Here is a 13,349-nt window from a genome sequence, read left to right as displayed (position 1 = left end):
CAGCTTAGAGGCGGCGCCAAGTCCACGTGGTGGTGGCTTCGAGCGGCTCCAGCGGCGTGACCAGCCGCGGGAGAGTGTTCAGTCCGTTGGGCGGCCCGGTCTGCGGCTCCACGCACACGGCCGCCTGCTGCTCGTCGTACACGACGACCCACTGTTCGGGGCTGGTGACCTTCAGCTCGAGTCGCTCGGGCCAGGTCAGCGTGACGTCGACGCCTCCCGGCATGCCGAAGCAGTCGTCCCAGGGACCGGGCGCCGGGTCGAGACGGGTGCCGGTGGGCAGATGGTCGGCGCCGCGCTCCTCCTGCCAGGCGGGGCTGAAGTCGAGCCGTACGTCGTCCTGTCCCAGGTTCCGGTTGAACCAGGGGTGCCAGCCGATCTGGGCCGGGAAGGAGGAGTCGTACGTCTCCACGGACATCGTCAGCGTCAGCGCGTCCCCGGTGAGACCGACCACCTGCGTGACCCGGCCCGGGTAGGGCCACGGCTCGACCAGGTCGTACGTGATGACCGCCTCGTCGTCGGTCACGCGGGCGGTGCGCCAGGCACCGTCGCGGGCGGTGCCGTGGATGGCGTGCGGCGGGGAGTTGAGCGGCATCTGGTGGACGGACCCGCCGTCCCGGAACCGGCCGTCCCTGGTCCGGCCGCACCAGGGAACCATCGGGAAGCAGCCGAAGCGGTCGCCCTGCCGGAGGAGCTCGACCCCGTCGACCCGGAGCCCTCCGATACGGCCACCATTGCCCGGCTGCACGGTCACTTCCGCGTCACCCGCGGTCAGTGTGATGTCTTCGTTACTCACGGGACGACCCTACTGGGGTGATCAAGCGGCGGTCACCGGCGTTTGCGCAGCACCCTGGTCACGACGATCGCCGACGCCAGCGCCGCCGCGGCTGCCGGCGCGGCCCAGCGGAGCGTCTGGTTGGGGGAGATCGTCTGCGGGGCGGGGACGGGGGCGTAGCGGCCCCGCGGCGGCGCGTGGTCGACCTCCTCCGCGCTGCGGCCGATCATCGTCCGCCGCGCGTGCGCCGCCTCGGCGGGCGGTCCACCGGCGTCCTCGAAGCGCTCGGGGAGGGACGACGGAGGGACGTCGGCCTCGAAGGCGGGGGACGACTCGGGAGGGGAGGGAGGGGTGGGAGGCGGAGGAAGCTCGGCGACCTGCGGCTCCTCGGGCGTCTGCCCCTCCGGCGTCTGCCCTTCCGGCGTCTCCCGCTCCCCCTCCGCCGCGGCCCCCGGGCTCTGAACGGCTCCCAGGTTCTCCGCGAACCGGGTGAGCAGACGGGTGGCGGCCGAGGCCACCGCGTCCGGCGGCAGTTCCGTGACCCGGCCGTCCGCGGAGGCGGTTCCCTCGAAGGTCACCGTGGAGCCGCCGTCCGCTTCCCGGACGGAGATCGTGAGCGTCAGCTTCACCGCGCCGGTGCCTCGGGCCTCGGTCGCGTCGCCCTCGGCGGCGTACGAACCGTCGTCCCGCCCGGAGATCCGCACCGAGCCGCGGTAGGTGATGGAGTGACTGCCGACGCGCACCTTCAGCCGCCCCGTGACGGGTTCGGCGCCGGCGTCCTGGTGGAGCCCCGGAACGGCCCGGGCGACCCGTGCGGGGTCGGCCAGTGCTTCCCTGAGCCGCTCGGCCGGAACCGGAACGAACACCTCATGCTCCATATCAGCGGACTCTACCCAGTGGCCGCCGTCGTGCACCTCGGTTGGCCGAAAGTGACCGCGCGTGGCCCCTGGTGTCAGGCCCGTGGCCCGTCGTGGTCAGTACCCGAGGCCCGTCGTGGTCAGTACCCGAGGCCCGTCGTGGTCAGTACCCGAGGCCCGTCGTGGTCAGTACCCGAGGCCCGTCGTGGTCAGTACCCGTGGCCCATGGTGGTCAGCCCCGTGGCCCCACGGTGGTCAGTACCGCGGATGCGCCAGCGTCGACACCGGCAGCCCCCCGATCCTCGTCCCGGCCGCCGCCCGCGCGTCCGCCGCCAGGAACGCCTGGGTCAGTGTGCGCGGCCGCGGTCCGTCCGGGGCGAGTCGCAGGGGTGGTCGGGGCGCGGCGGACGCGAGGACGAAACCCCAGTCGCGCGGGGCCCGTTCCGGGCCGGCCGTGCGGTCGGGGCCCGCGGTGAAGCCGGAGTCGCGGCCGCCGACGCGGTAGGGCGCGGTGTGCAGTCCGGCCGCCCGGATCGTCGTGTCCACGGTCCAGAACACGCGCGGGCGGGAGGCGACCGGCCCGGCGTGCACCGCCAGCCGGCCGTCGTCCGCCAGGACGCGGCGTGCGAGGTCGTAGAACTCCTGCGAGTACAGCTTCGTACTCGCGGTGATGCCCGGGTCGGGCAGGTCCGCGATCACCACGTCGTACACCGCCGAGGGCGCCTGACGCAGCCAGCCGAAGGCGTCCGCCGTGCTCACGCGGACGCGCGCGTCGCCGTACACATGGCCGTTGAGCTTCGCCAGCGCCGGGTCCTGACGGGCCAGCCGTACGACGCCCTCGTCGAGTTCGACGATGTCGACGCCGCGTACGTCCGGGTAGCGCAGCACCTCCCGCGCGGCCAGTCCGTCGCCGCCGCCGAGGACGAGCACCCGTGCGTGGGGGCCGTTCATCGCGGGGTGGACCAGCGCCTCGTGGTAGCGGTGCTGGTCCCGGCCGCTGACCCGGAGCCGGCCGTCGAGGAAGAGGCCGAATGGCCGACCGCCGGTGCCGCCGGTGAGGACGACCTCCTGGATGTCCGTCTGCACCGCCACCCGTACGTCGTCGCCGTACACCGCCTGCCGCGCGGCCCGTTCGAAGTCGTCGACGAGTACGGCGGCCGTGGCGAGGAGGGCGAGCACGGCGAGGTTGGCCGCCAGGAGCAGGCAGCGGGCCCGGCAGCTCAGGTCGCGGCGGAACAGGCCGAGGACGAGCACGGCACCGGCGACCGCGTTGACGGTGCCGGTGAGCAGGGCGCCGGTCAGCTGACCGAGGAGCGGCAGCAGCAGGAAGGGGAAGGCCAGACCGCCGACGAGGGCGCCCACGTAGTCCGCGGCGAACAGGTCGGCGACCGCGCCGCCGGCGTCCTGGCGGCGGATGCGCTGGATCAGCTCCATGAGGAGGGGGACTTCGGCGCCGATCAGCAGGCCGATGGCGAGGGAGAAGGCGACCAGGAGACAGCGGGGGCCGCTGGCCCACAGGCCGCCCCAGGCGCCGGTCCAGGCGAACACCGCGTACAGGGCCATCGCGCTGCATCCGCCGACGAGGGCGAGCGCGGCCTCCAGGGCGCCGAACGCGGCCGCCGCGTGCCAGCGCAGGCGTTTCGCGGCGAGCGAGCCGATGCCCATCGCGAAGACCATCACGGACAGGACGACCGAGGCCTGGGTGACCGAGTCGCCGATCAGATAAGAGGCCAGCGCGACGAGTTCGAGTTCGTACACGAGTCCGCAGGCCGCGCAGACGAAGACACAGGCGAGGACGAAGAACCTGCCCGTGTCGGGGCGGACGGGCAGCCGCGCGGGGCCTGCCCAGGGCGGCGTGGTGCCGGGCGGGGCGGGCGCGTGCGGTTCGATCACGCTGCGACGTTACGTCACGGAAACGGCACGCTTCGTCACCCACACGTGTGGAACTCCGAGTCAATCGGGCGCCCGGTGTTTGCGTGGGCGCCCCCGAGGACGTGCGAGACGGCGCCCCCGCGGACCGCCGCCCCAGGACTCCCGCCGTCGGCCTGAGCCGCCGTGCTCTCAGACGCCGGAGGGGCTCAGACGCGTCCGGCGTCGGCCGGGTCGAGCCGCCGCCACCCGGGCCCCCACCCTCGTCCGCGTGGCCACCAACTGCCCGTCCTGCGGGTACGCGTGCCAGGTCCGCCAGTGCATCTGTCCCTCGTGGCACTGGGCCAGCAGCGCGGTGAAGGCGTTCGGGCTGCCGGGGAAGACGCCCGCCAGGCCGTTGGGGTGATCGGTGACCAGGGCCAGCAACTCCTGGGCGCGGGCCGCGAACTGGCCCGGCGAGAGGACCTCGACGCGGGCGGCGAACTCGTACTCCCAGTCACCGACACGCTTGGCCACGCCGAGCGGGAGGGGCATGCTGCTGCCCTGGATGCATGCCACGGTCTCCGAACAACTGCCCCGCGCCTCTTCCAGAAGCACCTGGTGGGAGGCGCCGAGGAGCCTCAACTGGAGCTTGGACTGGGCCAGTTCGAGGTCGAGCGTGGCCAGTGCGGGAAGCGGCTCGCGCCCCAGGGCCCAGGCGAGGTCGGCCGCACGCGTGTCGGTGTAGGAGGTGTTCAGGGTCGTGAGCATGGATCGGCTCCGCTAGCACGCAACGAAAGGGAGGTGTGGGTCCGGCGCACCCCGGTCGGCACCGGGGGATTCGGCCAGGTCGGACCAGTCGGAGTGTCAGGGAGGGCTCCGCGGGAGGTCCGAGGCCGCGTTGGCGATTTAGAGGGAATCATGAACTGTGCTGCCGCCACAGCGTTTTTACCCAACTTCGTGCGGTTTCCATCCCTCAGAGGGCTCCACAGCTCAACTGTTCAACCACGGCGTGCGCCGGGGCGGCCGGAGCGTGCGCCGGAGCAGTGCTATGCCCGCCGGGAGCAGTACCCGGCGGGCATATGGAATGAGTAGCGCGGTGTGCGGTGAGTGGCGACGGGCGGGGGACTCGGTGGCGTACCCGCTTCCCCCCGCCGGGAGCTCAGCTGCCCCGTGTCAGCTGCCTCCCGGGAGCGGCCGCCCGTCTCAGCCGCCGCCTCCCCCGCACCCGCCCCCGCCGCCCCCGCAGGAGGACCCGCCGCCGCAGGACGAGCCGCCACCGCAGGAGTGGCCGCCGTGGTGCCCGCCCGACGATCCTCCGTCGGACGAGCCCGAGCCGCTGTCACCGATGAACGGCGCGCCCCCCGCGACCCACCAGCTGCCGTCGCCGGACCCGCTCCCCGACGACCGGTGGATCCGGCCGCCACGGCCTCCCGCGCGCACCGCGCTTCGCCGACGGTTCCGGGTCGAGGCGCGGAACGCGACGATCAGGACGATGCAGACAACCGCCAGGATGATGCCGATGAACATGGCGTCACCCTCCTTCCAATTCCCCCGAAGCGGCCCCCCGTGGGCGCCTCGCTGGGTGCGTGCCGAGGAGATGCCCCTCCGACTCACCGGCCAAAGCAGAGTTGAGGAACTCCAGAGCTTGGGCGCAGGATGACTGGCATGACCTCCAGCGCACGCCCTCTCCTGAACCGCCGGCTCGCCGAGTTCGGGACGACGATCTTCGCCGAGATGTCCGCCCTGGCCGTGAGCACCGGGGCGATCAACCTGGGCCAGGGCTTCCCCGACACGGACGGCCCCGAGGAGGTCAGAGAGGCGGCCGTACGGGCGCTGCGGGACGGTCGCGGCAACCAGTATCCGCCGGGTCCGGGCGTGCCCGAGCTGCGTACGGCGATCGCCGCCCACCAGGAGCGGCGGTACGGGCTGTCGTACGACCCGGACACCGAGGTGCTCGTCACCGCGGGCGCCACGGAGGCGATCGCCGCCGCGCTGCTCGCCCTGGTGGAGCCCGGGGACGAGGTCGTCGCCCTGGAGCCGTACTACGACTCGTACGCGGCCTGCATCGCGATGGCGGGCGGCACGCGCGTGCCGGTCACCCTGCGTCCGCACGAGGGCCGCTTCCGGCTCGATCTCGACGAGCTGCGCGCCGCCGTCACCGACCGCACCCGCCTGCTGCTGATCAACACGCCCCACAACCCCACCGGCACCGTCCTCACCCGTGCGGAGCTGACCGCGATCGCCGAGCTGGCCGTGGAGCGGGATCTGCTCGTGGTCACGGACGAGGTGTACGAGCACCTGGTCTTCGACGAGGCCGAGCACGTGCCGCTGGCGACCTTCCCGGGGATGCGTGAGCGGACCGTCTCGATCAGTTCGGCCGGCAAGACGTTCTCGTTCACCGGCTGGAAGGTGGGGTGGGTGACGGCCGCGTCCGGGCTGGTCGGCGCCGTGCGGTCGGCGAAGCAGTACCTGACGTACGTCTCGGCGGGGCCCTTCCAGTACGCGGTGGCCGAGGCGCTGCGCCTGCCGGACGCGTACTTCGACGGCCTCCGCGCCGACCTCCTCCGCAAGCGCGACCTGCTGGGCGACGGCCTCCGCGCGGCCGGCTTCGAGGTCTACCAGCCCAAGGGCACCTACTTCATCACCACCGACATCACCCCGTTCGGTGAGAAGGACGCCTACGCCTTCTGCCGCGCCCTCCCCGCACGCTGCGGCGTCGTCGCCATCCCCAACTCCGTCTTCTACGACGACCCCGACGCCGGCCGCAGCCAGGTCCGCTTCGCCTTCTGCAAGAAGGACGACGTTCTCCACGAGGCGGCCGGCCGCCTGCGAAGCCTGGTCAGCTAGGGCCTGTCGTTTGGATCAGGCCGCAGGAAAGCAGCGGTGCTTCCTGGCCGACCTGAGCGGGGTGTGGTGCGTGCAGCTGCAAGGCGGAGGAGGGCGTCGACGCGGAGCATCGGCAACCGACGACAACGCGGCAGATGTGCGTGCCACACCCCGCGTCTGCGGCGTGATCCAAACGACAGGCCCTAGCGCCCGCCTCGGGCTCCGGGCGAGGAAGCTCGTCGAGGTCGAGGGTGAAGGTACGGCCGTCGGTCAGAGGGATGGGGAGCTTCCCCGTGCGTGCGGAGGAGGTCGAGACGACCTCGGAGATCAGCAGGACGTCCTCGAAGCTGTAGTGCTTGCCTTCCGGTGCTGGAGATCCCCTCGGCACGTTGGGCCTCTTCGAGTCCGAGCCCCGTTTCCTGCTCCCCGCCCGCTGCCGCCCTCGCGCGGGCGTTGGTGCGGATAGCGAGAGCCCGGCCCTGGCACCGGCCGTGGTGGCCGGTGCCCTGGCCGGGCTCTCGTTCGACTACGGCGCGTATCTGGTCGTGATCGCCGACGCGCCGCTGTTGTTCTGGGGGGCCGAGAGGACTACTCCTCGTCGTCCTCGGGCTTCTCGGCCTCGTTGACCTCCTGCTCCAGGCCGAGCTGCTCCACGAGCCACTTGTCGAACTCGATGGCGGCCCGTACCCAGCTGACCGTGGAGGAGACGAAGTGCTCCAGGCTCACACCGGTGCCGATCAGCATCTGCGCCTCGCCGATGAGGCGGACGGTGCCGTCGTCGTGGGTGTGGCTGTAGACCTTGGGCCACAGGGTCCGCCGGTTCCAGTCGTCGATGGACTCCAGCAGCAGCGGCTTCTCGTCGATCTTGTGGGGCCGGTCGTAGAACGTCCGGACGGAGAAGACCTGCTGGTCCCCTTCGCCGCGGAACATGAAGTACGTACGGAACTGCTCCCACGGCGCCGCGAGGTCACCCTCATCGTCGACGACGTACTTGAGCTCCATCTGGTCGAGGAGCTGCTTCACAAGATCCTGATCCGGGACGACGGGGCCCGCCGGTCCTTGCGGCTGCGGCTCGGGCTGGCCCCCGAAGTTCGGAATCGAGGACGGGTCGATGGTCACCGTGATTTTCCCTTCGTACGGATCCCGCCATCCTCCCCCATGCGGGGAGGGGGGTGGCAAGCCCCGTCGGGGCCTGTCAGCCCTCGGCTGACAGGATCCGGTCGGTGCGGACGTACCGCCGGCGTACTGCGGACGTACCGCTGACGTACTACAGAGTCTTCCCCGTTACGGGGCCCACGATCAGCCCGTCTCCGAAGGCGTCCACCCGGACCGTGTCGCCGTCCTTGATCTCGCCGGAGAGGATCTCCTTGGCGAGGCGGTCGCCGATGGCGGTCTGGACGAGGCGACGCAGGGGGCGGGCGCCGTAGGCCGGGTCGTTGCCCTCGTCGGCGAGCCAGGCGAGGGCCTCGTCGGTGATCTCCAGGGACAGGCGGCGTTCGGCGAGCCGCTGGGCCAGACGGTTGGTCTGGAGGCGGGCGATCCGGGCCAGCTCGTCCTTGCTGAGCGCCGAGAAGACGACCAGGTCGTCGAGCCGGTTGAGGAACTCCGGCTTGAAAGAGGCGCGGACCACCTCCAGCACCTGTTCCTTCTTCTCCTGCTCGCTGGTGATCGGATCCACCAGGAACTGACTGCCCAGGTTGGACGTCAGCACCAGGATGGTGTTGCGGAAGTCGACCGTACGGCCCTGACCGTCCGTCAGGCGGCCGTCGTCCAGCACCTGGAGGAGGATGTCAAAGACCTCCGGGTGCGCCTTCTCCACCTCGTCCAACAGCACCACGCTGTACGGGCGTCGGCGCACCGCCTCCGTCAGCTGGCCGCCCTCCTCGTAGCCGATGTAACCGGGCGGGGCGCCGACCAGGCGGGACACGGTGTGCTTCTCGCCGTACTCCGACATGTCGATGCGGATCATCGCCCGCTCGTCGTCGAACAGGAAGTCCGCGAGCGCCTTGGCGAGTTCGGTCTTGCCGACGCCGGTGGGGCCCAGGAAGAGGAACGAACCGGTCGGACGGTCCGGGTCGGCGATGCCGGCGCGGGTGCGGCGCACGGCGTCGGACACGGCCCGCACGGCCTCGCCCTGGCCGATCAGCCGCCTGCCCAGCTCCTCCTCCATCCGCAGCAACTTCTGCGTCTCGCCCTCCAGGAGGCGGCCGGCCGGGATGCCGGTCCACGCGGCGACGGTGTCGGCGATGTCGTCGGCGCCGACCTCATCCTTGACCATGGTGTCCTTGGCTGCCTCCTCCTCGGCCTCCGAGGCGGCCTCCAAGTCCCGTTCCAGGGACGGGATCTCGCCGTAGAGCAGCTTGGACGCGGTGTCGAAGTCGCCGTCCCGCTGGGCGCGTTCGGCCTGGCCGCGCAACTCGTCCAGCTTCTCCTTCAGTTCACCGACCCGGTTGAGGGACTGCTTCTCCTTGTCCCAGCGGGCGGTGAGGCCGCGCAGCTCCTCCTCCTTGTCGGCGAGGTCGCGGCGCAGCTTCTCCAGACGCTCGCGGGAGGCGGGGTCGGTCTCCTTGCTGAGGGCCAGCTCCTCCATCTTCAGCCGGTCCACGGCACGCTGGAGCTCGTCGATCTCGACGGGCGAGGAGTCGATCTCCATACGGAGGCGGGAGGCCGCCTCGTCGACCAGGTCGATGGCCTTGTCGGGGAGGAAGCGGGAGGTGATGTACCGGTCGGAGAGGGTGGCCGCGGCGACCAGCGCGCTGTCCGCGATCTGCACCTTGTGGTGGGCCTCGTAGCGGCCCTTGAGACCGCGCAGGATCGCGATGGTGTCCTCGACGGTCGGCTCGGCGACCAGCACCTGCTGGAAGCGCCGCTCCAGCGCCGGGTCCTTCTCGATCCGCTCGCGGTACTCGTCCAGGGTCGTCGCGCCGACCATGCGCAGCTCACCGCGGGCCAGCATCGGCTTGAGCATGTTGCCGGCGTCCATGGCGGAGTCCCCGCCGGCGCCCGCGCCGACCACGGTGTGCAGCTCGTCGATGAAGGTGATGATCTGCCCGTCGGAGTCCTTGATCTCCGCGAGCACGGTCTTCAGCCGCTCCTCGAACTCACCCCGGTACTTCGCCCCCGCGACCATCGCGCCCAGATCCAGCGCGACCAGTCGCTTGTTCTTGAGGGACTCGGGCACGTCGCCCTTCACGATCCGCTGGGCCAGCCCCTCGACCACGGCGGTCTTGCCGACGCCGGGCTCGCCGATGAGGACCGGGTTGTTCTTGGTGCGGCGGGAGAGCACCTGCACGACCCGCCGGATCTCCTGGTCCCGCCCGATGACGGGGTCGAGCTTGCCCTCCCGCGCGGCGGCGGTGAAATCGGTCCCGAACTTCTCCAGGGCCTTGTACTGGCCCTCGGGATCTGCTGTCGTCACCCGGCGTCCTCCCCTTGCCTTACGGAACGCCTCCAGCAGCTTCTTCGCCGTGGCGCCCTGACCGGAGAGTACGTCGCCGGCCGCGCCGCCCTTCGCGGCGATACCGAGGAGCAGGTGCTCGGTGGAGAGGTACTCGTCCCCGAGCTCCGTGGCCCGCTCACCGGCGTCCGCGATCACCGCGAGCAGCTCACGGTTGGGCTGCGGGGGCGCGACGGTGGACCCGGTCACGCTGGGCAGGCCGGCCAGCACCCGCTCGACGCCGGAGCGTACGGCCGCCTGGTCGGCGTCGACCGCGGCGAGCAGGTCGGTGATGTTCTCGTTGTCCTGGCCCTGGAGCAGGGCGAGGAGCAGATGGGCGGGTGTGAGGTCCGGGTGCCCGTCGGACAGGGCGCGGTTTCCGGCAGCGTTGATCGCGTCCCGGCTCCGGTTGGTCAGCTCGGCGTCCACGTTCGCGTTCTCCTCCTGGCGTCATCCCCGTGCCGACTCAGCTCGCCGGCTCAGCTCGCTGACTCAGGCAGCGTACACAAACTTGAGTCTATTCCACTCAAGGTGCGGAGCGGGCGGGGTCGGCCCGTCCTGGGCGGGCGAGGTTCGCCCAGGAGGCGGGTACCCAAGAAGGAAAGCGCACGAGCGGTCGGTAAGAAGGCAGCGATGATCGACCAGTTCCAGCCACTACGAGATTCGGTCGAGATCCCGAAATATCCCGTGAAACTGCAGCGGCGTCACCGTGTTCAGGTCACGGTGACGCCGCTGCGGGGGGAAGCACCTGAGCGATCTGTTACGACGGGGGAATCGCGTCAGGCACTGCGGGGGGTGGCTGAGATGGTGTGCAGATCGGGAACGTCAGGCTCCACCAGACGATGGTCCCGCTGATCCAGATTCACAAAGATCATTCCGTATCGGATGGCACACCGCACGGGCTGTGGCGCCCCGCGAGGCTTCCGTAGACACCGGTACGCCCGTACGTCCTCGTCGTCGTCCCGCGTCACGACGACCGGCTCACCGAACACGGTCACCATCAACGAGTCACCGGCGTGGGGGATCGCGGTGGCAAGGTCGATGAAGTGCCAGCCCGAGCGGTAGGCGGTCGCCATTTCACGGCGGAAGGAGCGGTCGTCCGGTGGAGTGGTCACATCAGCTCCCGGCTTCTTCTGCCACAGAACCCGCCTCACCGGTGGTACCTGTGGCGCCGGAGTCCACTGGCGCCACCGGCCAGCTGCTGTTCGCCCGAACGTCTTCCTTCCCACCGGTCGCGCCACCCAGCGCTCCTAGGGCCACTACGGCGGAGAAGGCGGCGACAAGTACCGAGCGAAGCATTTTATTACGCATAGTCGGCTTCGTCCTCACTTGAAAGTCCCCTTATCCCCCGTCGAGTACGACGATGGCTCATTCGGGCACGTCATGGCCACACAATCGATGCATCATGTTCCTGCACGTTCAGGACCCTGGGGGGTGGAGATTTGGCAACGAATCGCACTAAAGGCATACATCCCCATGCGATGACGGAGTTGTGCGAGGAAGCCAGTCACCTTTACGCCACCGCTCTGCGAGTCGGCCGCGTCGCCCGTGCAGACGCGGAAGCCGCCCCGTGTCTGATGGAGTTCGCCCTCCTGCACCCGGACCCGGACGACCCCGAGTTGCTGCGCCCGGTGCCCCCGGCGGTGGCACTGGCCCAGCGGCTCAACCCGCTGGAACGCGAGATCAGCGAACGCCGACGCCGGTCCGTCCAACTCTCGGACGCCTTCGAGCCGTTCATGGCCCTCAGCACACAGGTGACGACGACGAGCGACTCCCTCACGGTTCTTGAGGGCGGCGACCGGATCAACGCGGCGCTCAACATGGCCACCGCCCAGTGCCAGTCGGTGATGCTCACGGTCCAGCCGAGCGACCGCATGTCCGAGGCCAGCCTGCTGCAGGGAATGGAACGCGACCGACCGCTGATCGAACGAGGCGTGCGCATCCGCACGCTGTACCAGCACACGGCCCGCTACAGCCAGGAGAAGCTGGCCTACGCCTCCCATCTCGCCGACGGCAAGGCGGAGTACCGCACCATCGACGAGCTGGTGGAGCGCCTGATCATCTGCGACGAGACCGTCGCCTTCATCCCCACCCGGGACGACCAGCAGGTCGCCCTTGAGCTTCGCCACCCCGGCCTCGTGCGCTATCTGATCAAGGTCTTCGAGTACCTGTGGGACCGCGCCGTCCCACTGAGCACCGGCGCCCCCTACGAGACCGCTCCCGACGGCATCACGGAGATCCAGCACTCCATCGCCAAGCTTCTCGTCGAAGGCCACGTCGACGAGGCGATCGCCCGCCGACTGGGCATGAACGTGCGCACCTGCCGAGCCCACATCGCCAAACTCGCCTCCGCCCTGGGCAGCGGCAGCCGCGCCCAACTCGGCTACCTCATCGCCCAGTCCGGGATCCTTGATCGGGCAGAGTGAGACGGGTGACCTGCGGCCGCGGCGACCCGTCCAGGCCCACCTGGGCGATCCGGACGCCGAGTTGGGTGCGGCTGGCCGCGCCGAGGGTCTCCGACAGCCGCGCGATGTGGGCCCGGCAGGTGCGGACGCTTATCCCCAGCCGTTCCGCGATCACCGCGTCCTGGTGGCCCTCCGCCAACAGGGCCGCGATGGACTGCTCGCGGTGGGAGATCCCCTCGATGCCGGTGTCGGGCAGCGGGGCGGTGAGCGGGATCGCCAGGCGCCAGAGGCGTTCGAAGACCGTGACCAGGTAGCCGACGAGGGCTGGGTGACGCAGTTCCAGGGCCAGCGTGCGGTCCGCGTTCGCCGGGATGAAGGCGACCGTGCGGTCGAAGAGGATGAGGCGTTCGATCACCTCGTCCAGCGTGCGCGCCTGGACCGTGCCGTCCATCAACTCCAGGTAGGTGAGCAGGCCTTGGCCGTGCCGGGCCACGTGGGTGTACAGGTCGCGCATGCGCACGCCCCGGCCGCGCAGGGCCAGCGCCCGGTGCAGACCCTCCGTCAGTTCGTGCTCGGGGCGGATGCCGCCGGGCTGCACGCTGATGACCTCGGTCGTGCACGCCTCGGTCGCCTCGTCCATCGCGGCCTGGATGCGGGACAGTCCGTCCAGGACCCGGATCGCGCTGCCCTCCGCGGCGGGCGCCTGCGGCCGCCGGCCGCCGAGACCGGCGTACCACTCGAAGGCCGCCACCGCCGAACCCACCCGCCGCTGGCTCGTACTGACCTCGTCGTACAGCCCGCGCAGCAGCCGTGTCATGACCTCCTGCGGGGCGGTCGGAACCAGCCAGTCCATGTCGTCGGGGTCCGGGTGCAGCAGGGCCAACTCCAGCAGACAGGGCACCGGTTCCGCGTCACGGCGCGGCACCCGACCTCGCCGTACGGCCCGGGAATACACGCGATCCCCGGCCTCGCACAGTCGGTCGGCACCGTGTGGATGCTGCTCCGCCGTGTGCCCGGCCATCGCCCGTTCCACCCCCGGTTCCAGCGTCTTCCGCAGCGCAACTATGCGCGGACCGGACCGGCTCCGCAACACGGCTCTCCGCGCCACCACCGCCGAAAAGCGGCCATTCGACCCGTTATTCACGGGCCCCCGACCAGCTCGCCGCAACAAGCCGACGGCCGCCCCGCGTACCCGCGGAAAG

The 13,349-nt window shown here is 70.8% G+C and carries 11 protein-coding genes; 2 read left to right on the top strand and 9 right to left on the bottom strand.

Going from position 1 to position 13,349, the window contains the following annotated elements:
• Window positions 1–4 precede the first annotated feature (4 nt).
• The 5 genes from AB0H86_RS05725 to AB0H86_RS05705 all read right to left on the bottom strand — a co-directional run bounded on the left by AB0H86_RS05725 (window position 5) and on the right by AB0H86_RS05705 (window position 5,007).
• Window positions 5–793, bottom strand: coding sequence for an aldose 1-epimerase (locus AB0H86_RS05725; protein WP_362433340.1), 789 nt, complete (start codon window positions 791–793; stop codon window positions 5–7).
• Window positions 794–825: 32 nt separating this feature from the next.
• A complete protein-coding gene (locus AB0H86_RS05720; RefSeq protein ID WP_362433337.1) occupies window positions 826–1,650 on the bottom strand; it encodes an SRPBCC domain-containing protein in 825 nt (274 codons plus the stop codon).
• Between the two features lie 234 nt (window positions 1,651–1,884).
• Window positions 1,885–3,522 (bottom strand): polyamine aminopropyltransferase, encoded by a 1,638-nt coding sequence (locus AB0H86_RS05715; protein WP_362433335.1) that lies wholly within the window; start codon window positions 3,520–3,522, stop codon window positions 1,885–1,887.
• Between the two features lie 168 nt (window positions 3,523–3,690).
• The gene (locus tag AB0H86_RS05710; protein ID WP_362433332.1) at window positions 3,691–4,248 is read right to left on the bottom strand and encodes a DUF2617 family protein; all 558 of its coding nucleotides are present in this window, start codon (window positions 4,246–4,248) and stop codon (window positions 3,691–3,693) included.
• A 435-nt stretch (window positions 4,249–4,683) separates the two neighbouring features.
• A complete protein-coding gene (locus AB0H86_RS05705) occupies window positions 4,684–5,007 on the bottom strand; it encodes a hypothetical protein (RefSeq protein ID WP_362433330.1) in 324 nt (107 codons plus the stop codon).
• A gap of 129 nt (window positions 5,008–5,136) precedes the next feature.
• On the opposite strand from AB0H86_RS05705, the gene AB0H86_RS05700 reads away from it, so the two are divergent.
• Entirely contained in the window at window positions 5,137–6,327 is a 1,191-nt protein-coding gene (locus AB0H86_RS05700) for a pyridoxal phosphate-dependent aminotransferase (protein WP_362433327.1), read from the top strand.
• 567 nt (window positions 6,328–6,894) lie between these two features.
• Here AB0H86_RS05700 and AB0H86_RS05695 read toward each other — a convergent pair.
• The 3 genes from AB0H86_RS05695 to AB0H86_RS05685 form a co-directional block, all read right to left on the bottom strand.
• Window positions 6,895–7,425 carry a YbjN domain-containing protein gene (locus tag AB0H86_RS05695; protein WP_362433324.1) on the bottom strand — a complete coding sequence of 177 codons (531 nt, stop codon included), beginning with the start codon at window positions 7,423–7,425 and terminating at the stop codon, window positions 6,895–6,897.
• Window positions 7,426–7,573: 148 nt separating this feature from the next.
• Complete coding sequence (gene clpB / locus AB0H86_RS05690) at window positions 7,574–10,171, bottom strand: ATP-dependent chaperone ClpB (protein ID WP_362433321.1); 2,598 nt, start codon at window positions 10,169–10,171, stop codon at window positions 7,574–7,576.
• A 350-nt stretch (window positions 10,172–10,521) separates the two neighbouring features.
• A complete protein-coding gene (locus AB0H86_RS05685) occupies window positions 10,522–10,818 on the bottom strand; it encodes a (2Fe-2S)-binding protein (RefSeq protein ID WP_362433706.1) in 297 nt (98 codons plus the stop codon).
• A gap of 405 nt (window positions 10,819–11,223) precedes the next feature.
• On the opposite strand from AB0H86_RS05685, the gene AB0H86_RS05680 reads away from it, so the two are divergent.
• Window positions 11,224–12,168: a helix-turn-helix transcriptional regulator gene (locus AB0H86_RS05680; protein ID WP_362433319.1), complete on the top strand. Its 945-nt coding sequence runs from the start codon at window positions 11,224–11,226 to the stop codon at window positions 12,166–12,168.
• On the opposite strand, the gene AB0H86_RS05675 is transcribed toward AB0H86_RS05680, so the two are convergent.
• A complete protein-coding gene (locus AB0H86_RS05675) occupies window positions 12,131–13,168 on the bottom strand; it encodes a helix-turn-helix transcriptional regulator (protein ID WP_362433316.1) in 1,038 nt (345 codons plus the stop codon). The genes AB0H86_RS05680 and AB0H86_RS05675 overlap by 38 nt on opposite strands.
• Window positions 13,169–13,349 lie beyond the last annotated feature (181 nt).

It is taken from the genome of Streptomyces sp. NPDC050997, assembly GCF_040660135.1.
Lineage (GTDB): Bacteria > Actinomycetota > Actinomycetes > Streptomycetales > Streptomycetaceae > Streptomyces.
This window is presented reverse-complemented; position numbering and strand designations above follow the sequence as displayed.

What these genes read in the sequence shown, in the direction of transcription:
- AB0H86_RS05720 (WP_362433337.1), bottom strand. Translation starts at nt 1,650, where the DNA reads ATGGAGCATGAGGTGTTCGTTCCGGTTCCGGCCGAGCGGCTCAGGGAA.
- AB0H86_RS05710 (WP_362433332.1), bottom strand. Translation starts at nt 4,248, where the DNA reads ATGCTCACGACCCTGAACACCTCCTACACCGACACGCGTGCGGCCGAC.
- AB0H86_RS05705 (WP_362433330.1), bottom strand. Translation starts at nt 5,007, where the DNA reads ATGTTCATCGGCATCATCCTGGCGGTTGTCTGCATCGTCCTGATCGTC.
- AB0H86_RS05700 (WP_362433327.1), top strand. Translation starts at nt 5,137, where the DNA reads ATGACTGGCATGACCTCCAGCGCACGCCCTCTCCTGAACCGCCGGCTC.
- AB0H86_RS05685 (WP_362433706.1), bottom strand. Translation starts at nt 10,818, where the DNA reads ATGGCGACCGCCTACCGCTCGGGCTGGCACTTCATCGACCTTGCCACC.
- AB0H86_RS05680 (WP_362433319.1), top strand. Translation starts at nt 11,224, where the DNA reads ATGACGGAGTTGTGCGAGGAAGCCAGTCACCTTTACGCCACCGCTCTG.
- AB0H86_RS05675 (WP_362433316.1), bottom strand. Translation starts at nt 13,168, where the DNA reads ATGGCCGGGCACACGGCGGAGCAGCATCCACACGGTGCCGACCGACTG.